The organism is Bacillus sp. WC2503 (genome assembly GCF_052682895.1).
This window is the reverse complement of the sequence record NZ_JBQYMD010000001.1, coordinates 1920324-1944107: the sequence shown is the minus strand read 5'-3', so window position 1 is coordinate 1944107 and position 23784 is coordinate 1920324. Positions and strand designations below refer to the sequence as shown.

The window sequence follows — 23784 nt, the reverse complement described above, 5'->3', positions numbered from 1 at the left end:
CTATTCTAGAAAGTCAAAGGCAATTCCTCTAAAGAACGCATTAAATAATTTCCTTGCCATTTAATATCTTCACGATCGCCCTTTATTTGTAGTTCAGGCATTCTTTTAAACAGAGTAGTAATAGCAATCTTTGCTTCTAACCTAGCAAGTGGAGCTCCTAAACAGAAATGACTACCATGTCCGAAAGTAATGTGACGGTTATTCTCACGCATAATATCAAATACTTCTGGGTTTTCAAATACTGTTTCATCACGGTTTGCGGAAGCTAATGCGATAATAACCATATCTCCTTTTTGGATTGTTTGGTCATGAATTTGAAACGGCTCAGCCGCCCATCTTGCAGTTGTCACCTCAACTGGAGAATAATAACGCAATCCTTCCTCAATAGCTGAATCAATTAATTTCGGATTATCTTTTAATAACTGTAATTGCTTCGGATTTTCAAGAAGTGCTAATACCGTATTTGTTATTAAATTCACTGTTGTCTCGTGTCCGGCTACAATTAATAACATGATCATTGAATATAGCTCTCGAGCACTAAGTTTCTGCCCTTCATTTTCTGCAAGTATTAACGCACTAACCAAATCTTCTTTTGGATTTTTTCGTTTTACATCAACTATATATTGAAGATATGTAATAAACTCAGATAGTTGTTTTTCGGTTTCTTTTATTTCTTCAGGTGTTTCTGGCGATGCAATGACAGCATGAGACCAAATTCTAAATTTCGCTTGATCCTCTTTTGGAATTCCAAGCATCTCACTTATTACAATAATCGGTAATGGGAATGAATAATCATCCACAAGATTTAATGTACCTTTTCGCTCTATTTCACTTATTAAATCATCCGCTATTCTCTGAATTCTTCCGTCTAACTGTGAAATCATCTTCGGTGTAAAAGCTTTTTGAACTAAAGATCGTAAACGACTATGGTTAGGTGGGTCCGAATTTAACATGTGCGTTGTTAAATGATCACTATTGTCAACGGAAAGATACATGTTCTTTGTATCTTGAGGAAACACATTTGCCTGATCTTTTTTTAAGCGATTATCTTTTAAAAGCGGCAAAGCATCTTCATATCTTGTAATGAGCCATTCTTTACCGATTTCAATTTGATTTACAAATAATATAGGCTGCACTTTTCTCGATTCTTTATAAATTTCATACGCATCTTCTTTAAACTGAGCTGAAGCTAAATTAATGCCATCCTCTATTCTTAGGCCCACTTTGTTTTTCATTGACATTGCATTCCCTCACTCTCACTTGTTTTTGAAAATCAACCAACATATGCATTATACTCTAATAAAAACGTGAAAATTGTAAATTTTTAATTAAAATCTTACTTCGTATATTGAAAAATAAAAAAGTGAACGAGTAAAAGTATTCTACTCGCTCACTTTTCTTTATGCGAAGCACATAAAGTTACTAATTTGTTGATATCGGTAACTTACTTTACGACGGCGACCACCTTGCCAAGTATAACCTGAAACCCCGTTTCTTCTTACCTCAGTTGGAAAGAACCATAAATCTCTTCCGAAAGGCCCAGATCGATGTAAACGTAAATAGCCCCATCTTCCTAGACAGTTACACATCCATGATTTCATATTACCTGCTTGTGCAGGAGAAGCAAATGTGGACGGTAACGACGGAGCTTGTGACGGTGGTGGTGACGTTGGAGCATCTTCCGCATCATCTGGTCTGTAATCTTCTTGTTCAATATCTCTCACTTCATTTGTAGATTCATAACCGTAGTTTTGTGGATTATAATACATCCCTTGATCATATGGATAGTTTTGTTGATTATACATATTAACAAATCACCTTCTTTTCATTTCCTTTAACATTCATATGTAATTCGTTAACTATAGGAAGCTTATGTATAGCCTAAATTCAATTGAAAAAAGTTCGCATTTTAAAAATACGAACTTTTTCATACACTGGATATATTTATTATTTTTTTAACTTCACACTATAAAAACGCATTTGATCTAATGAACCTTCATATTCAAATACTTCTTGCTTAATTAATTCTTTCAAGCGATATTCCAAAAACGTATCCCCAACCAATTGATCTGCAAGACCAAGTGCTTCACCTATTACTCTCGGAGCTTTATGAAATTCTTTATCTGCTCCTACATTTTTTGCACACTCAATAATGAATTGATCAAAATAACCTTCTTGTACAGAATGCACTTCATCGTCTTTCCAAACTCTTAAAAACTCCATGCTTTGCGATAATATATCCCACTCATGTGCAAACTTCATTCGCTTCTCTTCAGTTAAATACGGAAATTCCACAAAATGTTTTAGAAAAAGAGCTAAAATTTCAGGAGATAATTCTCCAGTTCCACGAATATCATAATCTTGTTTTAATATTTCTCTACTCGCTTCAGAAGTATTTATAACACGAATATTTTTCTTATCTTTTAATTGAGCAATTGCAAAACAAAGTCCTACATGCTCATGGGCATTATCCGCCTTCCAAATGGTAATCGGTGTTTCATTCGGAATTGAATGTAGCTCTTCTAAAGTCTCCTTAAATCTTGGTAAATACTCTTCTTCAAAATAACAATCATAAGAAGTTAAGTTATTTAATAACCACTGTGACCTTTCTAATTGACCTTCATTCGTATGTAATTGATGTATGGGACCAATTGAAAAGAATTCAGAGTATGAAACAACATTCTCCTCGTGTAATCCTTCTTGTTTCAACATATATTTTAAACATCCAGCTGTTGAATCATCAAAGGCAATATGAATGTGTGTACTTTCTTCTAAATTCTTTTCCTGAGTTGTATGACTCGTCAATTGCTTAGGGATATTCGTTAAATTTTTTAGCATATCTTCGCTATAATTACCGTCTAATACATCTAACTGTATGAGAATACTTTGAAGTAAATGTTTTGCTTCATCTTCATACATATCCTCAACAACATTTTTAATTTTATCTATCATATAAATCCCTCTATTCATTTCTAAAATAACGTAGATTATAGTGTATCATTTTAGTCTAGATGTTTAAAAGTCTTTTTAAAGCCAAATCGTTTATTACACATATTGCTGCAACCATCTAAGTTTTTAACAAAAGCTTTCTCTATATTTCTCTCAATCTATAGATCTATAATGTTTTTTGCTTTCTCCTTATCTATCTCCCAAAATCACATTAGTTGCTAAATATTTTTAAATACTTTGTAAATCTTTTTATTTAAATGTATAATTATATAGAAAATAAAAAATACAGGAGCAATATGAATGGAGAAAGTACTTACTAATTATAAACATTATTTAAAAAATTGGAGATTTATATTTATTTGTATATTACCTGCTGTCGCTTTATTGTATACATTCGATGTCATCTTCGAACTACTGATTCACCAAAATTTCTATTTGTCTAATTTAATTATTGCTATTATATTAACCATAATATTTATTAACGTTAAAGATAAGTTTAAAATCAAAAGTTAATGAAAACTATAATTGAAACGAAACCTTTATGAAGCTACATTTTCCATAAAAAATAAGAGCACCCTGCTATTGGATGCTCTAATGTGATTAGAGGTTTTTTCTGAGTATTTAGTAGGACACGAAGATCTTGTCCTATTACATACTATATGCTTGTACGTATTACATTGTGCATGAAAAAGCACAATATCTAGATGCCAAAGAGATACATACACATTGGAGCGCTAGAAAAGACCTTTCTATATCCATTCATTCTTGATAGCCTACATGATTACTATTAAAATCTGCTCATATATTCATTGTACAATTACTTTATTTATAAACAAAAAACATCCCCATGGATGTTTTTTATCTAATTACCTTTAAACTTCCATAAATTTAGCAGGTACACCAATTTTTTCAACTACGGAAGATATATTAGTTGGGTTAATCATTACATTTTCAATACAAACTAATTTATTTTCTAATAATCCATTCTCTGTAGTAATAAGCTCTTCAAATCGTTCTAAAGTCATTGAGAACTTGTGCTCACTTCCACCATTCATGCTAACTTTTACATATTTCATAGTGTCACCGCCTCTCTTAATTATCTATAATTCGCTAAGAATACGCTTACATCCTTTTATTAAAACGTGGATTTATCACTTTCCACTACACGTTTGAAATAATTTGCAGAAAAACAGATAATATACACCGTTTATTCTATTTATTAAAATTACAATAAAACGTTTCTAGAATTCTATATCTTTGGAAAAGATTATATAATAGTATTGATTAAATAATAGGAGTGTTATGAATGGTTGATATAATCCGACTCTTAATCATCATACTGATTGCAATTTTTTTATTTTCATCAATTATTATGGAGTTTAAAAAACCTCAAAAAAGTATGTTTTGGTTCTCAATTGAAGTCTTGTTTCTGCTAGGAATCGTACTTTTAATGAAAGAATTTTTCTTCAAACTTTCCGCATAACCTCTTAAGTAAAACATAATATTCCATCAATAACACAGGATAAATTATGATTTTTATTTTTTTCACTGAATTTAAGAATTTAACTTCCAATAAGTTATCCTTTATATATAACTACTTTATATGCTTCTGCTAATTACTCTTTTGTGTATTATCTATCATGGAGACTAGAACAAGCATGCCTTGTCATATATTAGATAAGGGATGTGATAACATTGGATAACAATCAATTTGTTTTTCATGTAGTCAAAAGTTCGGCAATTAAAAGATTTATAATTATCGATATAATCGCTGGAACAGGAATTTATTGGACTGTAAACTTTATTTCTTCAAATGCATTACTCGCAATTATTAGTTGTATTTTAGGGACCAAAAAAATGAAGAAAATGCATCATTCATAGAAGTAATAACTAAATCCCAATTCATTTCTTTCAAATATAAACATTCTATTATCTTAATTAAATAAATAAGCTCCCTAATAACCGATGTTTACAATCACAAAAAATAAGAGGTTTCTGATTGCACAGAAACCTCTTATTTAATATCCGTATCTTTATATACTAAATACATTACATGATTATCTTTCCTAAGTTCACTTTATAATTGATAATAAAAAGGATAATGATAAAAATGCACAAAGTGGTATATATAAAACAGTATCCATTCTAGCAAACTGCGTACCTTTTTTTCGTTTAAAGATACCAAAATAATGAAACTCACCAATTACTCTTATGAAAAAAACAACCATACAAACCCAGGATCCCATTTGAATAAAAATATTGGGAACTTTGAAATGAACAATATTTGTTTGTTGTAATAAAATCATTGCTGCCATACTTAATAATAACGCAATGAACAATGTCATTCCTACACCTGGTGTAAACGCCTTTTCTCCAGCTTTAGTTGGAATGACACTATTTGTCGCCCACTTACCCCCGAAAGCCCAATAAATATGTAAAAAACTAACTGAAAATAATATACAGACAGAAATATATGCAATAATAAGCATTTTGTCCTCCCATTATTTTATTTAAGTCCTCAACTTTAGAATATGCTATGAATTTCTCATTGGCAATCTATATTTAATTACATAAAAAACCTTTAATAATTTATCAATTTAACGATAAATCATTAAAGGTTTACTGAAATTTATTATGCATTATACCTATTTTTACGACGTTCCATCCTCGTTTGTCCTTGAACAGTATCTTCTTTATATTGATCTATTTGCTCCGACATTTCATATGTTACAGCTGGAGCTGATTCTTCGTAATTATGCTTACGTATTTTTTCTGGCGTTTTACGTTTAGAACCTTTTCCACCAAACTTAAATAATTTCATCTTAAATTTCGGTAATCTTGGAAGTGGCATCTTAAATGATAGTTTTTTGCGTTTCTTTTTTTGGTGAAATAGATTTATATTTTCTTTATTATTATCCTTCTCTTTACGGTGTATTAACGTCGCAAGTAATCCACCTAATATAAGTCCTCCAGCTAAGAGTAGAAGATATACGTAATTGCTTGTCATTAAACTCGTCATACGCTCAAGTATGACTAACGACTGTACTTCCTTTATATCCCATAATAAAGCGGCCCATAATGAGAATAAACCTAAAGTAAGCCCGTATGTACGAAAGCGAAATATACAAGGTATTAAAGCGATACAGGCGGCAATTTTGGCATTTGCTATTATAGCACTTGTTGAAATATCCTGATTCCAAATAACTAACAGTAGTGTTATAAATGGTGCATATGCTATCCAGCTACATATACGTGAATATATCTTTTTTGCAAAGTAACTACCGAAACTAGTAAAAAATAAAAGTCCTCCAATATATAAAGATTGTTCAAGAGGGATTTGCTTTAACATTCCTGCAATTGGAAAGAGGCCGCTCAGTAGCATTAATAATACATCTAATTTCTTCACAATTCCCCATTCCTTTCAAATTTCTATTAAGTTTTAAAATTAATTTTCCATGTGATTCAGTTTTTGTATTTCTAAAAAACATCTTAATCCTGAATGTTTATAAAGTAAATACAAAATAGAAAAGATACATGACAAAGGATAGCTATATTTACATGAACAAATGACAAATTCTGATCAGTATAACGAACAGGATTTATTTACTATTATTTAAATTAGCACTATTGAATCTTTCTTTTCTCTCTTTATTACATCAACATCTAATTCATCATCGAATTCTTTAAACTCTCTTGCATCTATATCAGTGGCATAACTCTTTATTACTTTAGCCATATGCATAGAATATGGCATATGCACATTTTTTTCCGGAAGTATACTTGAATTACAACACATGAAATGTATCATTTTAGCGATATATTCCCTTTCTACATGTTTTACACCTAATGGTAGAATTTCAAGTATATATTGTTGAATTGTGTCACTACAATTTAATCGATATTCACCAGTGCTATAATACATCCCTGTTTGATCCGCATATAATCCAGTTCTATCCATATCATTTTCACGATCTATTACAACAAAGCTTGGTACATCAAAAGCAGTATTTATTCTTATAACGTTTAAATTCGGAACCTTTAATATATCTGGAATAATCTCAGGTGCAATATCTATATTAATTTTTTCATTTTGCAACTCTTTAATCCAATATTTTCTCAAATTCGCATCTACAATGAAATAAACTTGTTCATTTTCCTTTTGCGCATGTTGTAACATTCCCATTAATGTTTCAGATACAAATTCCTTAAAACGGGCACCCACATCATTTCTTTTTGATGGTTGTGGTAAAAATACATTATGTTTATTTATTTGTAATAACATATAGTCGATCGGTTGCCACTCCGAATCCGTATCCCCATATAATTTATATGATATTTCTTTACCTTTTATTTTTGAAATAATAGGTAAGAAATCAAACTTCGAGATTCGTTCAACTGATAAATTGACATATGTACAAGGTAAATTCCTCTTATTCCAATTGCCTTTCAAAAATCCTTTTTGTTCTAATAAATTAAAAATACTAGTTACAATTGTTTCACGAGATACACTTTGACCTATAAATAAATTAATAAATGTTGAAATACGTTTTGTTCGTGCAAACCCTTCACGAATAATTTGTTTCGGATCAATCTTCTCTCTTCCATCACACTTCTTCATTGCAATTAATGCTAACGTCGTATCACTTCGCTTACCTGCCGTAGCATGAACTGCTTTTACAACATCATCTACAAGATTTGTTTTATATTTTTGGCAATACTGCATTTTATATGGATTTTGTAACACTTTTTCCATATTAAATCTTACAATCTTTAATAATACTGGTGAATCTGCATTTACTACATAAGATGTTTCTCCTATTTTAGCTAAAACTATTTCACTATCAAATAATGCTTGTTCTATTTCCAATACTATATTTTCGGACCAAATTTCTAATGTTATGGTCTCTAATCCTTTTGGTGCAAATAAAGGAAATAATTCATTTTCATTATTTGTTGCTACCCTTTTGCATTCTGGCAGTAATGTGAAATGAGAGAATTTCCGCTGAAATTCTTTAAATAGATATCCTTTCTCCTTTACTTTTATACCTAGCTTTTTTTTAGTACCTTGCACTTTATATATTCTCTCATTATACGGAAGTAATACTCTTCTATTTGTTCCGACAATATAATCTTTCGGATATTGGACAATATGGTCTAATTCAATTTCTCCACCTATTTGAAAATCATCTTTTAATGTTCTAAATAACTTAATCCATTTCATACCGTTTGTAGCTTGTTGTACTTTTAACTTTACAAACCGCATTTTTTTATTATCTGATGCAAATTCTGAAGTAGAAATCAATATCATGCCTCGTTTTCGTCGCAAAAGTAAAGGGATATCGGGATGGTTATATTCTTGGTAGAATCTCCGAATACCTACTGTAACCTTTAATAATGGAATATTCTCACCACCACGAGTTATACATTCAAATCGGTATACATAGGCGAAAAAGTCTTGTGTTTTTTCATCTTTAATCGGCTCTGACATTGCCTCACAAATATTTTGTGATCGAAGTGGAGAAAAATAGATTTCTTCATTTTTATTCTCAATTCGTATAGGTTGTACACAAAAAACATGTGAAATTAATGCGGGTACCCATTTAGAAAACGTTTCACTATCATGTAATACTGTTACATTCGAAATCAAATCGTCATGCCATTCATATTTTGGCGGTTCCATTAATTGATTCGGTTTCCAATCATGAATGACCTCATACCAACTTTGAAATATATAATCAAGTTGTTCTTGCCTAATTGGTTCTTTTGACACAATCCATGGCGTATTTTCATTTAATACATACGGATTATGCTGAATAAACAATATATCAGAAAACATATCATACAATCTTTCATTTAAACGCTTTAACTTACTAGTTAATAAAAATGTCTTATAATGTATCTCTACAATGTCTAGCCATTCAATAGGAAAATATATAAATGAGACATGTTCCTTTAAAAGTGGCTCTACTATATTTTTAAATGTTAATAACCGTAATTTTTCCATGTATTGAGTACTTCCTCTCTTCATTTGTCTTGATTATCAAAAAATGAGAAATAACAATTACTTAATCTAATCAATTTAAAACTAACTATCTAAAAGAAGAATTTAAAACTATTTATTAGAATAATACGTTATTAAAGAAACACTTTTAAAAGTTACACGTAATTATCATATACATCACCCCTAACATCTCAAACATATTACGTACACATTATATACTATATATTTATATACTGTATTTATATTTTACAATAATTTTACAAAAAACAAATATAAAAAAAGTATTGCCTATACTTACTAGCAATTCCTCTATTCTTTATCCAATTACGTCTCACTTTATTAAGCCTAAAAATGGTGATTTACCACGTTTAGACAAATACTTCTTCGAAAATACAGTGTTTTATAACGAACAACCGTATTGTGAATTAGTCAGCGCTCAATTTTTCGAATTAGACATTTCACCTTGTCCTACAGAATTAAACTAGCCATTTGTAACTAATAGAATTTCTTATTGTTCAAAATTGACCTACTTAAAAATTAAGTTGATGGACATGCGGTCTTACCCTTATTAGTATGACTAATAATGCTATAATCACTCATATAAATCCTGAAACCAGTAAAATTTTAGTTAGCTTCTCACATATAAATTGGACAAGCATACGCTATTGTATACCCCCCACTCATAGAAAGATAGAATGTATTAATTTTCTCAATTCACTAATGGAAAAACCTTAATAAAAATATCTTCATATTTATCGAATATAGTTTTGAATTCTTATAAACTATATAATTTTGGAGTTGGTTCATACGTTACAAAAAACTGATCGTATTATCATTATGGTCCCTCCACTTTCACAAGTGTTTGTTACATTTTTCTCATCATTAGGAGAACCTATTTCATCACAAATTTTGTCTAATACATCTCCATACCCTGTATCAATGTTTGCACTTAATGAACTTGAAAGTGAATTATTTGAAGTCGAGTTAAAACCAATACCACCGCATTAAATCCAGGTTCAATTGGACCTACCGGTAATACGGATCTACCAACATTAATTCTTACCGATAGGGTAATTGACACTGGCGTACTTACTATTTCTGGTGGAGCAACAAATACAATTACCTTTACTATCCCAATCACTTTAATAACAACCGCGACTATCGAAGTTTCAGCATTTTAATAAAATTTTATTAACCAGCCTATATTTTTTAGTACGTACACTCTCAAAAACTTATTATGGACTTCTAGATATATCGGGTATCAAAATTCCTTGAATACATTATCTATCTTTGATATCACGAATGATTTTATGAGTATTCAGTATTAGTGTTTTCTATATGATTAAGTCTATATTTGAAGGTGACATATCAGCGATATTTTTTATCTATTTCTTATATGTGTTAGTAAGTTCGTTTGCAAACTTGTTAGCACTTTTTATAATTATTCTATTAATCATATATAAGAATTTTTATAAATGAAGTAAATTTCTTAGGACATGTATTCGTTTTACAAATGAAAGAAGACATCTCCTAAAATTGGAAATGTCTCTTTTAAATTAATAAAACAATTTTGGTTGTATTTCTTTATTTTGATCAGTTTTTTCACCAATAAATTATGTAGTTTCAGTACTTGTACTACAACTTGTCGAGTATAAAATCGGTATACCGCATATTGCATCATTCATTACATCACGAAAAACTTTTGCAGCGACTTCTGTGAAAGTTTGACACAGATTAGATATATCATCATTAAAAAACTGTATTACTTCTGCAGAAAAAACTGGAAAAACAACATTCGCTCCACCCGAGAACTGCGGCTGTACAACAACTTGTACAAGTTCAAAAGCGTCTAAAGGATAAGGAATTGGATTTACAATCCCATCCCCAATAACACTAACAATAATAGTTACATTGCCAAATTGCACTGTAGGTTTAAGAAGTGTAGCTAATGTAATCGCTTTTTCAAAATCCGTAGTTTGTACTAAAATAATAAAATTTCCATCAGTCGGTATTAGCGGACCTACTGTTACAGTTGGATCAGCTCCTACTGAATTTCTAAGTTCATTAAAATATGTGATCCATGGCGGTGAAAGTTGAGGTTGTATATGCTCGTCCATTCTTTTTCCACCTCCTTTTGTAATTCTTAATAAGATAATATGGATAAAACTCGATAGTGTATTAGACATATATATTATTTTTCACTATTATTTTCATAAACTTACCATATCAATTTGGGAATTTTGTACGCTTAGAAAACCATTTAGACACATTTACCTAATTATTGTACGCCAATAATATAGTTGTGGAGAATTTACAGATAGAGGATTTAGAAAGAGCAAGAGGACACAGCTAATTAATCATGAAGATACATTGTGTTAGATGAGTAAATACATAGGCTTCATTTGTAGTAGTATAGTATGTTTTTCCTTTACTGTTATGTACTTTATACTGTGGCGAACCATTGACACTCACTTTTGCATCAATTATAAATCCCAATCCTGTATCTACAGAACCAGCTCCATCTTTATCCTGCTAAGATGGAGCATTATAGAAACGTAGATTGTCTACTCTGCTTTTTAATCTATTAGGAACAGATACTTCTGAAAGAAATCCACTATATCGTAGCAGGAGTTATATTCACAGCTGTAATTTTACAAGTTGAAATAGCAAACCTAACAGTTGTAGTTGGATTTATAGGTAATGTCCCTAGTACTATACCAAGTCCCGTTTGTTCCACGTTAAAATCCGCTGCAATAGAACCATTACTTGCTAAAAGACTCACTGTAGATCCAATAAACGCATCCAGTAACTGTCTAATTGGTCGTTCACGACATTCACACTCGCATCCTACATCGGTAGGTGGAAGTAATGTTATAGGTGGTCCTGGTGGTAAAAAACCTACTCCTGTTACATCAGAAATATTGACCACAAAGGTTGTAGTGCCATCTGTAACTGTAACTAAAAAATCATTCACGGAAGTGATAGTAAATAGAAAGAAAAGTGGGGGCGTGTTGGGTGTGTCTGCAATAGTGCCAAGAATAACAGTTTCTCCAATAAGTTGTTGTAAAACGCTTTGCATAGGTAAAACACAGCAATCACAAAGACAACCTTCAGTTGCTCCTGTCGGGCCTGTGTCTCCTGTTGGACCCGTTCCTCCCGTTGGGCCTGTGTCTCCTGTTGGACCCGTTCCTCCCGTTGGGCCTGTCCCTCCTGTTGGACCCGTTCCTCCCGTTGGGCCTGTCCCTCCTGTTGGACCCGTGGGACCGGTTGGTAAAGTAAATGGTGGGATTGGGGGAAGTGTAGGGCCAATTACATTTGGATTTAATGCATTTGCTTGAAGTATCCCATTTATCTTTTGTATTTCATTTTTATCAAACACATAACTACCTCCTATGATTGTACTATATTGTAGTAATACAGTTATCTTACATACACATAAACTTCATTAATCGTAATATAATATGTTTTCCCTATACAATGGTGCACCTTAAATTGTAGTGAACCGTCCATATTTACCTTTCCTTCAATTGTATATCCCTCACCTGCATCTACGAAACCTGCCAAGATGGAGCATCATAGAAACGTAGATTATTAACCTTAGAAACCACACGCTTCCCTACAATAGATGAATCAACTGTACTTTTCTTATTAAACTGCACATAAGATGGATCGTTCTTAATCCACTGATCCCCACCAAGATTTAACCAACCATCCCTTTCAGCCCGCACAAAATAAATGAAACTTTAAGTAGTCAAGTGGATCTTCATAATCTGTTCCACCAAGGTATTTCGTTACATCATAGTGAGTCCATAATCCTTTTTCTACAGATAATCTAAGGTCACGTAAGATTTTAGCTAGTAACTTAACATATTTATCATAGCTGCGTTTGAATTTTGTATAGTCCACTGTTTCGCATAACTCTACATGTACAAATCGTTTATTAGCAGCAGTACCTCCACCATAAGCAATGGACTTTGTATCTGCGATTTGGATTATTCCATTCCAGTCAACCGCATAATGAACGAACGCGTTTCTCCATCTTCTTCAAAACCAGTACGCATTATCTCTTCCCATGAAGCTACAGACTTTGTTAAATCTGTTTCGGGATAATTCATCCGTTTTGTTATAAATTCTTCACGGTTTGAAGGATTATTTTCTAATTGTTTATATTGAGTTAATACCTTTTTAAATAATTGTTTAGCGTAAGAACTTCTCGGCTCGCTGAACATAGGATTTGCTTTTTCCCACACATCAGGATTATCAATTTCTTCTGGATTATCGATCTTGCAGATGAAGGGAAACAATGGGTCTTCTAAATCTTTGCCTTTTAGAATATTCATCGCTCGCTCTTTCGTCTTGTCTAAGAACCCATCGCGAACAAAACCATCTGTACCAATAAAAAATTCTCTAGCATTTGGCACTTTTCCAAGTCCACTAGAGAATACATTTACTACATCAAAGTTTTCATATCGATGTATTTCATCGTAAATAACACAACCGTCACGAAGTCCATCCTTAGAACCAGCATTAGATGTATGATATTGCATAATGCTTTGAGTATCGTTACTCAGTATCTCTACCTTAGTTCGATAAAACATATCTTCTAGTATTTCTTTTCCTTTAATAGCATCATAGACTTCACGAAAAGAAACTTTAGCTTGCTTCTCGTTGTTAGCCACAATTGAAACATTGTAGCGTTCTATCCCGTGTAGTGGACTAATAAAGAAATGACATAATGATGAAATCAAACCATTTTTACCGCCACCACGAGCCATCATAATTAGAAACTGCTCGTAAAAAACCGAATCGTCTTCTTCATAAAAAAGAAAAACAAAAGCGGTTAAAAACTTCTGAAATGTTTGTAATTCAAAATACCATTTCTCTGTAAACTTTATATAATCATCATGCATTTCATTATCGAAATACAGATCATCACGTATTAAAATGTATTTCTCTAGGTAATCAATTAGCATTATGCGCTCTTTATTTAGCTTAATTTTTCCCGCTCGATACATTTCAATATATTCAGTTACATATTCATTTTGAATCATGTTAAATCTCTAGCAGAGCGCACAGGTTTTGAAGGAACTTTCTTTTCTTCTGCCGATGCTTCTAATCCAAGTGCATCTAAAATCTTTATCATTCGATCGTTAGTTTTATGTAAATCATTAATAGAAGGATTGGATTTCGGACCGTGCATGCCGGATACTTTTATTCCTGTTTCTTCAATATCATCAACAAGAATACATTTTAAATCCCACAGCGATAAATAATCTTGAATTAAGTCAGCATAATGATTACCTACAATCTTTTTTTCTTTCAATTGATTTATTAAATCCTTTTCAATCCTTTTTCTCATTGTTTCACGCTTAACTCTAGCCACAATATCCCTCCCTTCTGATTTACATCGTTTTCCAATTTGATATAACGCGCGAATTTACTTATAAATTTAGAAAATCGACCCCCTCCTCCGGTGCCCCTTAGAGCATTTTTTGATGAAATATTTTAAGGGGGGACTGTTTCTGAATCATTTTCACCACTTTTCATCGTGTTCCCATTTGTTCTGTTTCTTTTTGAATGTTCTACCGTGTTCTTTATTATGGTAATCCACACAGACTGTTTCTAAATTGTCTATTTCTAATGCAAGTTCTGGATGATGTTCAAGTTCTTTTATATGATGGACAACTAACTGTATCTTCTTACGCTTTGCACTCTCACTGTATTCATTGGTATCTGTTTGAACACGTCCGTTACGTTTACACTCTTGACATTCATAGTTATCACGCTTCTTTACTTGTTCTCGTAATTGTTTCCATTCACCACTGTCATAGAACTTACGCTTCTGTTGTTTGGTTTTATATTTTTTCATTTGTTTTTACCACATCCATATATCTTCAATTGCATAATCCTCTTCATAGTATTTAACTCACTCGTCAAGTTGTTATTCTTCAAAATAGATGTATTCCCCCGATCCAGAATCACTCTTTACTTTTCTATAAAATAAAAAAGTAGCGAATTCGCTACTTTACTCTCATACCTCATACATGTTTCATCATCCAATATTTCTAATTAATAAATTCTGTATTAGTTTTACATCTCAAAATTGATGATTGCTGTTTTTGTAATGATAAACAACTCGTTAACTTTATCTTCGATTTGATTTTGGACATCCGCTACATCTACCGTAGAACCTGTATGCCCTACTTGATTTCTTAACCAAGTATATATCGTATCATTACCAGAACCTCTAGGACGTGTAGTAGGCTTATCCTCATTTACATTATAAAAGCTAAATCCATTATTTCTAATAAAAGAATCGACATCTCGCTGACTAGTTGGCCTACTTAAATCTGATGTTGGTACAACCATTTGTAACAGCCCATATAACTGAATAAACCTACCAACAACACCTTCAATTCTTAATGAATTTACAAGAATTGAAACAAAAGCATTCCCTAGAATATCCGCCTCAAAAGTCTGATTTCCTAAATTATTAATAATATCCTCTCGATCTGTTTCTTCTAACAAACGATAGCCAGAATTATTGTATATGGTTATCATTCCAGTAGCTAAACTTCGTGAGTCTGAAATTTTTGTCAAATCTTTATATAACATACCAAATTCATACGAAAATAAACCTAAAATTTTCGAAATAAATTCTTCTACTTGAGCATGATTATTATTAATTGTAACTTTAATCAGCATGCTATAGTAATCAGAATCCAAATCAGTAAAGCTGATTTCTACATTGGTAATGCCACTATTTGAATTCAATTCAGAATTGGGTTGAAAACATATAGCCTCCCTACACTCTATTCCTTTCACTCTCACTCTATATTCTACTTGTGCCATTAATACCATCTCCTGTTTGATTATTGAATTAAACTTAACTCCAACTACTCATTCGACAAAAGACAACATTATCCTTTTAAAAGATTTAAAGCGCCAAATAGATGCCATTTCATTATTTATTATTTTGTAATTCAAATACGGTAAATGAAGTTTTATTCTTCTTCCAACCACCTAATGTTGTTTACATTTATCTATCCAATAATATTAAGTAACTGGAAGAAGAGCAAAAGCACTTCTCCGTTTACACAACGTGAATTGCAATTGAATGTGAAAACAAGAAACAACTGTTCATCCAATCTGCAACCATCGCCACCGGTTATGACGATCCATTTAAGTTATAAGGAACTTTATGAGCAATGTTTTCCGCCACTACTCACAATACAAATATATCACGTTGATTCCAAAACAACCGGTACATTTACTGCCAAAAAGCGGTCATTTCTCTGCCACTTTTTATTTAACTCTTAAAAAATAATTGGTGCCATCATATTTATTCCACCTAATTCCTTTAAAATTGTTGAATTTGTATTTTCTACAAAACCTCTATATCCAGGTGGACTACCAAAAAGAACAACTGCCGATTTAAGGTCAAATTGGAAGTCTCCTTTTACCCTCCATTCTCTTTCATGTGTCCAATCAATAAAATTCTCTTTATCGTCTAAATTTAAATTTACTATCCGCCACCATTCATCTCTTGGAAGAAGATTCTTAGCAATTTCTTTTTTTTCATACATTACAGGTCTGCCACCTTTGGCATACACATAAGCCTTCGGAAAAGCTATACCGACTGCAGTGTACCTCATTTGAGACCTGTCCTTTGTTCGCTCCTGTTCGAACAATATATTTTGACATACACTATGTAACGGCATGTCCTGAAAACATACTGCTTTATTATCTCCAATTATATACCCCGACTGCGTTGTACTTCCCAATAACTTCTTAGAAGTCAATATTTCACCAAGAACCTGACTTGCTGTTTTTAATTGCCCTCCGTTTTCATCATATATACCTTTTGTTAAATGAACTAAAAAAGCACTTAGATCTGTTCTATGACTACTTCGCTCTTCCCACTGCTCACGAGTATATCCCATGACCATCCTCCTCTTTAAATATTTTATATCAATAAATCTTATTATAACACTTCAACTGACTTACCCATATCTTATATTGTGTGTAACTGCCCCCTTCGCTGAATCCCTTGGTATCATTAAATTTATAATCCTTTCTTTTTTGAGTTACATAGTACAAAATTTATGAGTAACTGTAAGGAGTACCACCACATTGCTATCAAGCTAAAAATATGAATTTTATCAATCCATATTTTTCTTTTGCATATTGGCTAGTATAGAACAAAAAGGTTATCAAATGCTGAGCGAACCCTCAGCATTTGATAACCTTTTGAACTAGCGTATCAATGATTTAATTAGATAACCTCACAAATATATTATTGAACCACTCCAAATACATTAATTTCAGCGGCACTTGTCCATGGATTGTTGTTTACCTCGCTTAATGCACGTAGTTTAATATAACGACCTGTCTTGTTTGCAAAGCTGACCTCTTTCAAGTTAGTATTGTTTGCAAAAGCACCTATGGATACCGCTGTTCCCCAGTTTACTCCATCACTACTGACGTAAAACTCATAGTCCTTAATCGTTCCGTTAATTTGGCCGTCTTGCCTTGGCAAGTAGCTGAATTTGGAGAGGTTATAAGTTGCACCTAAATCAATTTGAATCTCGTGCGGCATTGGAGCTACGGGGCTCCAGTTTGTATGCCAAAATGTGTCTTTGTTTCCATCAAAGGCATACGTACCTAAATTGTACCAATTATAGCTATCTACATATTTTAGTGTCCAGTTTGTTTGCGGAATTAAACTAGCTTCTTTTGTTGTGACTGCTACATTCATAGCAGAATTACTTGTACTTGTAGTTGTAATCGTTACTCCTGATTTTTCTCCCGTATAGGTATTACTATTCGGATTGGTGTCTGGACCAAAGGAAGCAGCATGATTTTGATTCGTGTAATAGAACGGGTCTTGGTATTCACTGACTGATTGCTCTATATCAATGAAGGGATGAGGATCACTGGAATTATTATTCATGGATTCATCAATATGCCAAACCGCAATACCACCAGAATTTGTTGGTAAGCTCGCATCATACCCAACCTTTGCGCGATTCTCAACTAAAAAATACGTATTATCCTTTAAAGGAATCTTTAACACATTATAGTTATTTGGAATCGCATTTAGAGTAAAGTTATTAGTGGTATTTACTACATTTGGTGTTACAAATCCTAATTTTACTTTTGACCAAGCATCCATATGACCGGGTGTAGCTCCATAATCTTCTCCTTGAAGATTATTCCAAGATCCATTACCCATTATACTTAGGCTACCCACACGATTATTATCACCATATAGATCTGGAAGACCAAAGGAATGACCTAACTCGTGCGCAGGGATACCAATCGTTGCCATATGACCATATTGTTTTTCACCCTGCGCCGTATACATGCCTGATACAGTAACACCATCGTGATTTGTATTGGGAGCATACGACTGATGTGCCCAAATATAAGGAAGTGGGGCACCAGGAGCAGCCTGTTCATTACCAGCAAGAAAACTTACAATGTAGAAGCCATCTTTAGAGTCAATGACTTGATCATTATTAGTATCAAGACTAGCAAAATTCACTTGAGAATCAGCTTTAGCCAGTGCATCTGTTATAACCGTACCCATACTTTTTCCCGATGTACTCGGATGAGCGTAATCTAATTTCACTTTAACTACTCCATCATTTTGAGTACCATATGTTTCAGGAGCTGGAGTTATCTGTACTTTTCCGTTACTTACTTCATTATAGTAATTCTTAACTGACTTTTGATTTGTAGAAAAGAATTTGTTACTCCAGTCGTTATCGTTATATGCAATATCAACATCTGTAAACCCAATTAACAAAACAAGTAATTTTTTGGTTCCTACAACTGGAGTGACAGTTCCATCAATATTTTTTGGTGATTCTTTTTGTAACTTATTCATGTGCTCCTGTTTTTTCTTTGCTTGAGGGTTGTATTTTTTTATCCACTTATTCAAATTGTCCTCATTTACCGCCATTGAAGGCTTCTTATCGATTTTATATTTTGTACCCGTTGATTTCAGTTCATCTGATGTAAGCTCAGCGTAATTCCAATATCCCTTCTGATCTTGTAAAAGTATGTCGCCATCCTTTGTACTTACCCAGTGGAACCATTCATCTCCATGTAACGAGCCTTCAAAAGTTTCGCCTGACGGCTGCTTCATTTTGACAACTCCCTCGTATGCTGGTGCGGCAAAAGCGTTCGTTTGAACATACAAAACACAAATCAAAGAAAAAACGGACATGATCAGGAATTTTAAAATTCTTTGCATAAACTTTCCCCCTTTTTCAATTGTGTGTGGAATATTCTGTTGATAGCCAGACTAGATTCATACATGGAATAGATTGAAAGATACATTTGTATAACACTAACAGAATACCTTTAATTATAATTACAGGAAATTGAAAAAATGTTAATTTTTTATCCAGATAAATATTTTCTCAAGATTATCCAATAAAACAAGATTGATAATGGTAGTCCTTCAGAGAACTAATGATTTTCTGTCTAAAATGTGTCTTAACGTAACATTCATTTTTTTGATATGGTAATCCAATCGCAATTAGACTAAGGTTTTAAACTAGCGCAAAAGAAAAACCAATGATTAAATTTTAAACCTAGTCATTGCCTTATCCATTGCATCTTGATTTACACCTATATAACGTAACGTAACCTTCTCTGACGAGTGATTAAATATCTCCATGAGCAATGCTATGTTTTTCGTTTGCATGTACATGTGATACCCGTAGGTTTTTCTCAACGTATGTGTTCCTATTTCATCTAATCCAAACTCCGCCGCTGCTCCGCTTAATATCTTATATGCCATACTACGACCAATTGGACGATTCCTACCTTGTCTACTTTGCAATAGGTACTCATTATCTTTCCTTACCTCAATAAACCATTTAAGTTCTCTTTTCAGTGCTGCAGTAATTTGTATTCGTTTCTGTTTCCCTGTTTTCTTTTCTCTCATAGATATATGACTACCTTTGACATCTCCTACCCTCAGTTTCAAAATATCAGAGATTCTCAGGCCAGTATTAATACCTATAATGAAGAGGATGTAATTACGTAAGCTCTTTTCCTTAAAATACTCTTTTAGTTGCTGTATTTCTTCTGGATCACGTATTGGTTGAACGAAGTTCATTATTCATTCCCTCCAGTTCCTTCAGTTTCATAAACTTCTAATCTAAGAGCAAAAGCTAAATTATAAAATGCCCTGGACTTCCAACGGCGATATGTACGTTCAGCCATTCCAATTTCGTTATAAACCATATAATCACATACGGCTTCTTCGTCTAAATAACGCTTATTTATAATGTCTCTCTGAATCTTTCCTGCATAACTATTACCTAAGCGACTTAAAAACTGATTAATACGGAATGACATTAACTCCAACCACTCTTCATGCTCACTTTGTTGTAAATTAGCGATTGCTACATCCTCTAAAGGCTTCCCTACTGTATAAGTTGGACCGTGTTCTCTCATTTCATAAGAAGGAATGACTTTCATTTCTTTACGAATCATTCCGAACTGTCTATATATACGCACACTTTCAAGAACACCTTCTAATTTCTCTTGCGTTGCTGCTCTATCAATTTTTGGTAAGAAAGATAATTGTTTAGTCATGTAAGACCACTCCTTTTTATTTTTTAATTATTTTTGTCTTAAAGCTCCACGTCTCCGTTCATAACAAGGTCTATGCATCCCCATCAAATCCTCAATTTCATGAGTACTAAATTTCTCTTTTCGCTTTTTCTTGCCTTTCTTCTTTGCTGGTTTTGATTGCTTTTTCCACTCACGTAGCTGATCCTTAAATACCTTCATTTCCCCATCTCCCTTTTCAAAATAAAAAGGACACCTATTCCTAAAACAGCTTTAATGGCTGCTTTAATGAATTGGTGTCCTCTAGTTTTCTAGCCGGACGATATTCATTTCAAAGGATTATTTTATAAAAATATTAACTAGCAAAATAATTAATATTACTAAGCTATTACTCCAATCGTTCTATTTAATTTATACATATATTAATAGTAATTTGAGAAAAGGAGGTGTTTTTATATGGCTGAGCATACAAAATGTGTTTGCGAACAATTAGAAAGATTACAGTTAGGTACAGAAGTAGATGTTTTCCTTACAGGAACAACACTAGAGGATCTTATTTTTACTAACTTTAATCCAGATAATTTTTGTGTAACATTTGTGGATAACACAACAGAACCTGGCTCTATAATTGTTTTGGACTGTCGTGATATTCAAGCGCTTAGAATTGAAGCTGAGTAGAGTAAAGATGGGGCTTTGAAAAAAGCCCTATTTCACACAGCATATTTCAATATAAATTATAAAATAGAGGAGCCGGAAAAATGTCAGTTTTCATCAACTATGCTATTACTCCCAAAGTATTCAATCCTAATCTAACATCTCTTCCAAATAACCGACGTTCTTTTATCCCAACCCAAAAAGAGAGTTCTAAAAATATTTGCTATCTTTTAGAAACATATTACTTAGGAAAAAAAATAAAACAGCTGTTAGTTAACGGCACAATATTAAAAGCTTCTATATTTGTAGGATTCCATAATAGATCCCGCCTTGCTACATTTATAGATGAAAACGGATATATCACTGTAGTTAACTGCGAGCGTATTGATGCGATTCTACTCTAATTATGAATTTACATTTAAATAAATAATCATTATTTTCAAGATACGCGTTAGTTCTTACACATAATACCAATAACTGTTACCATAAAAAACTTGGTCCAAAGTGCACTTATATACAGTACCTTTTTTATTTGACCGAATAAGCCTCCAGATTCCGTCAATAATGTAGACAACCCATTAAGTTACTTTCTCCTTGTTCCCCCTTGGAGAACCGAACAGTTAGCTTTTGCTAGATGCTCTTTGTTAGTAAAAACGCACTCAATTGACTGGATACACATATAATATTTTGTGCTTCTCTCTTTATAAAATGAAGTTTTAATTTAGTTTTCTTTCCTGCATAATATTTTGGTATTTGTTTATACCATAGATGTAACTATTTGTTACAACATATATCTGTATCCAGTGAACTTCTAAAATTGTACAATAAAGCAATTAGCTACTTCAGCTAGCTGCTTTGTTGTGCAAAATAAAGGTTTTATTTCTCAACAACCATTATTGGAATTAAAACCCCACTAATGGTAATATGAAAATACCTTTCAGTCATAATTTTTAACATGTCAAGTGTTGTTCCCTTTTAAACTTGTTCCTTACTAAAATAGCGTTTTTATTAAAAACTTCTCACATTTAAACCGGACAAGCATATGTTATTCTATCGAGGCTTTCCATTCATAGCATTCTACCTTTCTTATTTGAGAGCACGCTTATATGTGTGCTCTTTTTATTTAAGATAAAATAAGGATTTTGTTTAAAAACCGCACATTTATTAAGAACATACATAAAATATCATGCGGTATTCTTTTTTAATATTAGTTTTGGTTAAAGAGCGCCTTAAAAGCGCTCTTTATATTTGTTAATAAATAACCATTTTTCTCAAACACACTCACGGTTTGTATAAGCCAATCATATATTTACATAGACAAGAAATAGCTTTTTATTATACATGCGCAATTTTTGTGCATGTTTTTTCTTTAATAAAATAACTATTTTGTTTAATTTTTAACATACAACCGCTTGTCCATGTCACTTTGCTCAACGCCTACATTTACTATCAGTAATATAAATTTTTTAGAGGTGAATTATATTGGACGAGTTTTTATCTTCTGCTGCATTAAACCAGAATTCGATTGGACCAACACTCCCACCTATGCAACCTTTTCAATTCCCTACTAGACCGACCGGTAACACCGGACCACCTGGCATTGTTTCAGTTACATTTAACCAAAGTCATATTCCTGCAACTAGCCCAACTAACCTCGTATTACCAGCTATTAGTGTAGGCGTTAATCAAATAGTAAAGTTAGAAGGAGTTTTCAGATCTGATTATGTTTCCCTAAGTCCCCTTACAGAATTTACTGTATCTTCAATTCTCGCTCTAAAAAGAGGCGTCTTTACTATTGCGGTTCAGATGGAGCTTCAAGAAGATATTTAAAAACCAGTAAATGTTTCAACAAATTTAACACACAACGTTTCAATAGTCTGGATAGATACGCCTCCCCCTGGTACTTATGTATACAGGCTATCTCTGAATGCCACGGGAATTGGTACATCCACTAACACTATTAGTGAAAGAAACATAACTGCTACAGTAATAAACATTTAAAGTGTAATTCCCGGTCTATAAATCGTAATATGAAGTAAAACAAAAACAGCTTGTAGAAACAAAGCACCCTATTCCATGTTCTAAATTTTGAATACTAGAGCAGTGCATTTTATACAAACAGTTACGTAGTTTTGTTACGTTTCAAAATTAATCAATAGTAATAAAAATAGATTATTAAATTTGTTAATCCCAATAAATAGCTTTTAAAGTTGCGCTCACTTCCACCATTCATACTGATTTTCACATATTTCATATAAAGTATGAGAATGAGCAGAAAATCAGATATAACAGCAAAAGATCGTAAAGATGCGGGGAAAAAAGCATTAAAATCGGCAGTTGTTAAAGGTTGGATAAATGTAGGTAAATGGGGATTCTTTGGTGACATGGTTGCATTTATGGACAGATATTATACAGGCTATAAGAATTACAATCTTAAAAAGAAAAGAGAAAGAAGGGCTGATAGCAGCTCTTCTTTTTGGTTCTGGTGCAATAAATCTGCTTATAAAAGTCAAAGAGTGCGTCAAGAGTATAAAACATAAAAAGACATTCGATTTTTGATTTGAAATAAAGTCACAATGTTTATAAAA

At 32.5% G+C, this 23784-nt stretch carries 25 protein-coding genes and 4 pseudogenes; 9 read left to right on the top strand and 20 right to left on the bottom strand.

Annotation, left to right across the window (positions count from 1 at the left end):
- Positions 1 to 5: 5 nt before the first annotated feature.
- The 3 genes from ACUN26_RS09910 to ACUN26_RS09900 all read right to left on the bottom strand — a co-directional run bounded on the left by ACUN26_RS09910 (position 6) and on the right by ACUN26_RS09900 (position 2952).
- Complete coding sequence (locus tag ACUN26_RS09910; protein ID WP_000062111.1) at positions 6 to 1241, bottom strand: cytochrome P450 family protein; 1236 nt, start codon at positions 1239 to 1241, stop codon at positions 6 to 8.
- 159 nt (positions 1242 to 1400) lie between these two features.
- Positions 1401 to 1805: a hypothetical protein gene (locus ACUN26_RS09905; protein WP_000282699.1), complete on the bottom strand. Its 405-nt coding sequence runs from the start codon at positions 1803 to 1805 to the stop codon at positions 1401 to 1403.
- Between the two features lie 142 nt (positions 1806 to 1947).
- Positions 1948 to 2952 carry a DUF1835 domain-containing protein gene (locus ACUN26_RS09900; RefSeq protein ID WP_000565712.1) on the bottom strand — a complete coding sequence of 335 codons (1005 nt, stop codon included), beginning with the start codon at positions 2950 to 2952 and terminating at the stop codon, positions 1948 to 1950.
- 297 nt (positions 2953 to 3249) lie between these two features.
- Between ACUN26_RS09900 and ACUN26_RS09895 the strand changes: the two genes are divergently transcribed.
- A complete protein-coding gene (locus tag ACUN26_RS09895; RefSeq protein WP_000416832.1) occupies positions 3250 to 3462 on the top strand; it encodes a hypothetical protein in 213 nt (70 codons plus the stop codon).
- 359 nt (positions 3463 to 3821) lie between these two features.
- Here ACUN26_RS09895 and ACUN26_RS09890 read toward each other — a convergent pair whose 3' ends face one another.
- Positions 3822 to 4025: a hypothetical protein gene (locus ACUN26_RS09890; RefSeq protein ID WP_000878374.1), complete on the bottom strand. Its 204-nt coding sequence runs from the start codon at positions 4023 to 4025 to the stop codon at positions 3822 to 3824.
- Positions 4026 to 4255: 230 nt separating this feature from the next.
- Here ACUN26_RS09890 and ACUN26_RS09885 point away from each other — a divergent pair, with 230 nt between their 5' ends.
- Together ACUN26_RS09885 and ACUN26_RS09880 are read left to right on the top strand one after the other, a co-directional pair.
- Positions 4256 to 4432 carry a hypothetical protein gene (locus tag ACUN26_RS09885; RefSeq protein WP_000227641.1) on the top strand — a complete coding sequence of 59 codons (177 nt, stop codon included), beginning with the start codon at positions 4256 to 4258 and terminating at the stop codon, positions 4430 to 4432.
- A 206-nt stretch (positions 4433 to 4638) separates the two neighbouring features.
- Positions 4639 to 4830, top strand: coding sequence for a hypothetical protein (locus tag ACUN26_RS09880; protein ID WP_087944425.1), 192 nt, complete (start codon positions 4639 to 4641; stop codon positions 4828 to 4830).
- A gap of 191 nt (positions 4831 to 5021) precedes the next feature.
- Here ACUN26_RS09880 and ACUN26_RS09875 read toward each other — a convergent pair whose 3' ends face one another.
- The 3 genes from ACUN26_RS09875 to ACUN26_RS09865 all read right to left on the bottom strand — a co-directional run bounded on the left by ACUN26_RS09875 (position 5022) and on the right by ACUN26_RS09865 (position 8953).
- A complete protein-coding gene (locus ACUN26_RS09875) occupies positions 5022 to 5438 on the bottom strand; it encodes a DUF3995 domain-containing protein (RefSeq protein WP_000905314.1) in 417 nt (138 codons plus the stop codon).
- A 143-nt stretch (positions 5439 to 5581) separates the two neighbouring features.
- Positions 5582 to 6355: a DUF3959 family protein gene (locus ACUN26_RS09870; RefSeq protein ID WP_000732195.1), complete on the bottom strand. Its 774-nt coding sequence runs from the start codon at positions 6353 to 6355 to the stop codon at positions 5582 to 5584.
- Positions 6356 to 6562: 207 nt separating this feature from the next.
- A complete protein-coding gene (locus tag ACUN26_RS09865) occupies positions 6563 to 8953 on the bottom strand; it encodes an RNaseH domain-containing protein (RefSeq protein WP_000413657.1) in 2391 nt (796 codons plus the stop codon).
- 323 nt (positions 8954 to 9276) lie between these two features.
- Here ACUN26_RS09865 and ACUN26_RS09860 point away from each other — a divergent pair.
- Positions 9277 to 9432: pseudogene (locus tag ACUN26_RS09860) on the top strand (DUF7852 domain-containing protein); the annotation flags it as partial.
- Between the two features lie 310 nt (positions 9433 to 9742).
- Complete coding sequence (locus tag ACUN26_RS09855) at positions 9743 to 9958, top strand: hypothetical protein (RefSeq protein ID WP_097952700.1); 216 nt, start codon at positions 9743 to 9745, stop codon at positions 9956 to 9958.
- Positions 9959 to 10563: 605 nt separating this feature from the next.
- Here ACUN26_RS09855 and ACUN26_RS09850 read toward each other — a convergent pair.
- The 13 genes and pseudogenes from ACUN26_RS09850 to ACUN26_RS09790 all read right to left on the bottom strand — a co-directional run bounded on the left by ACUN26_RS09850 (position 10564) and on the right by ACUN26_RS09790 (position 20764).
- Positions 10564 to 11067: a hypothetical protein gene (locus ACUN26_RS09850; protein ID WP_000343310.1), complete on the bottom strand. Its 504-nt coding sequence runs from the start codon at positions 11065 to 11067 to the stop codon at positions 10564 to 10566.
- A 232-nt stretch (positions 11068 to 11299) separates the two neighbouring features.
- Positions 11300 to 11527, bottom strand: a pseudogene (locus ACUN26_RS09845) (hypothetical protein); the annotation flags it as partial.
- 37 nt (positions 11528 to 11564) lie between these two features.
- Positions 11565 to 12329, bottom strand: a complete 765-nt coding sequence (locus ACUN26_RS09840; RefSeq protein WP_002093742.1) for an exosporium leader peptide-containing protein — start codon at positions 12327 to 12329, stop codon at positions 11565 to 11567.
- A 41-nt stretch (positions 12330 to 12370) separates the two neighbouring features.
- Positions 12371 to 12994: pseudogene (locus tag ACUN26_RS09835) on the bottom strand (N-acetylmuramoyl-L-alanine amidase); the annotation flags it as partial.
- Positions 12979 to 14001 (bottom strand): annotated as a pseudogene (locus tag ACUN26_RS09830) (terminase large subunit domain-containing protein); the annotation flags it as partial. The pseudogenes ACUN26_RS09830 and ACUN26_RS09835, both read right to left, overlap by 16 nt.
- Positions 13998 to 14333, bottom strand: coding sequence for a P27 family phage terminase small subunit (locus ACUN26_RS09825; RefSeq protein ID WP_000124841.1), 336 nt, complete (start codon positions 14331 to 14333; stop codon positions 13998 to 14000). The pseudogene ACUN26_RS09830 and the gene ACUN26_RS09825, both read right to left, overlap by 4 nt.
- A gap of 150 nt (positions 14334 to 14483) precedes the next feature.
- Positions 14484 to 14819, bottom strand: coding sequence for an HNH endonuclease (locus tag ACUN26_RS09820; RefSeq protein ID WP_000760162.1), 336 nt, complete (start codon positions 14817 to 14819; stop codon positions 14484 to 14486).
- A 221-nt stretch (positions 14820 to 15040) separates the two neighbouring features.
- Positions 15041 to 15802 (bottom strand): hypothetical protein, encoded by a 762-nt coding sequence (locus ACUN26_RS09815; RefSeq protein ID WP_000079579.1) that lies wholly within the window; start codon positions 15800 to 15802, stop codon positions 15041 to 15043.
- Between the two features lie 464 nt (positions 15803 to 16266).
- Positions 16267 to 16893, bottom strand: coding sequence for a hypothetical protein (locus ACUN26_RS09810; protein ID WP_000542411.1), 627 nt, complete (start codon positions 16891 to 16893; stop codon positions 16267 to 16269).
- Positions 16894 to 17246: 353 nt separating this feature from the next.
- Complete coding sequence (locus tag ACUN26_RS09805) at positions 17247 to 19211, bottom strand: M6 family metalloprotease domain-containing protein (protein ID WP_001188942.1); 1965 nt, start codon at positions 19209 to 19211, stop codon at positions 17247 to 17249.
- A gap of 330 nt (positions 19212 to 19541) precedes the next feature.
- A complete protein-coding gene (locus tag ACUN26_RS09800) occupies positions 19542 to 20084 on the bottom strand; it encodes a site-specific integrase (RefSeq protein WP_001012111.1) in 543 nt (180 codons plus the stop codon).
- On the bottom strand, positions 20084 to 20566 hold the full coding sequence (locus ACUN26_RS09795) for an ArpU family phage packaging/lysis transcriptional regulator (RefSeq protein WP_000166148.1): 483 nt from the start codon (positions 20564 to 20566) through the stop codon (positions 20084 to 20086). Before ACUN26_RS09795 ends, ACUN26_RS09800 begins: the two co-directional genes overlap by 1 nt.
- Before the next feature lie 27 nt (positions 20567 to 20593).
- Entirely contained in the window at positions 20594 to 20764 is a 171-nt protein-coding gene (locus tag ACUN26_RS09790; RefSeq protein ID WP_000862383.1) for a hypothetical protein, read from the bottom strand.
- Positions 20765 to 20998: 234 nt separating this feature from the next.
- On the opposite strand from ACUN26_RS09790, the gene ACUN26_RS09785 reads away from it, so the two are divergent.
- The 4 genes from ACUN26_RS09785 (at position 20999) to ACUN26_RS09770 (ending at position 23736) form a co-directional block, all read left to right on the top strand.
- Positions 20999 to 21220, top strand: coding sequence for a hypothetical protein (locus ACUN26_RS09785; protein WP_000807684.1), 222 nt, complete (start codon positions 20999 to 21001; stop codon positions 21218 to 21220).
- A gap of 80 nt (positions 21221 to 21300) precedes the next feature.
- Positions 21301 to 21600 carry a hypothetical protein gene (locus ACUN26_RS09780; protein ID WP_000110271.1) on the top strand — a complete coding sequence of 100 codons (300 nt, stop codon included), beginning with the start codon at positions 21301 to 21303 and terminating at the stop codon, positions 21598 to 21600.
- A gap of 1078 nt (positions 21601 to 22678) precedes the next feature.
- Complete coding sequence (locus tag ACUN26_RS09775; RefSeq protein WP_000343263.1) at positions 22679 to 23026, top strand: exosporium leader peptide-containing protein; 348 nt, start codon at positions 22679 to 22681, stop codon at positions 23024 to 23026.
- 437 nt (positions 23027 to 23463) lie between these two features.
- Positions 23464 to 23736: a hypothetical protein gene (locus ACUN26_RS09770; protein ID WP_000088127.1), complete on the top strand. Its 273-nt coding sequence runs from the start codon at positions 23464 to 23466 to the stop codon at positions 23734 to 23736.
- Positions 23737 to 23784 lie beyond the last annotated feature (48 nt).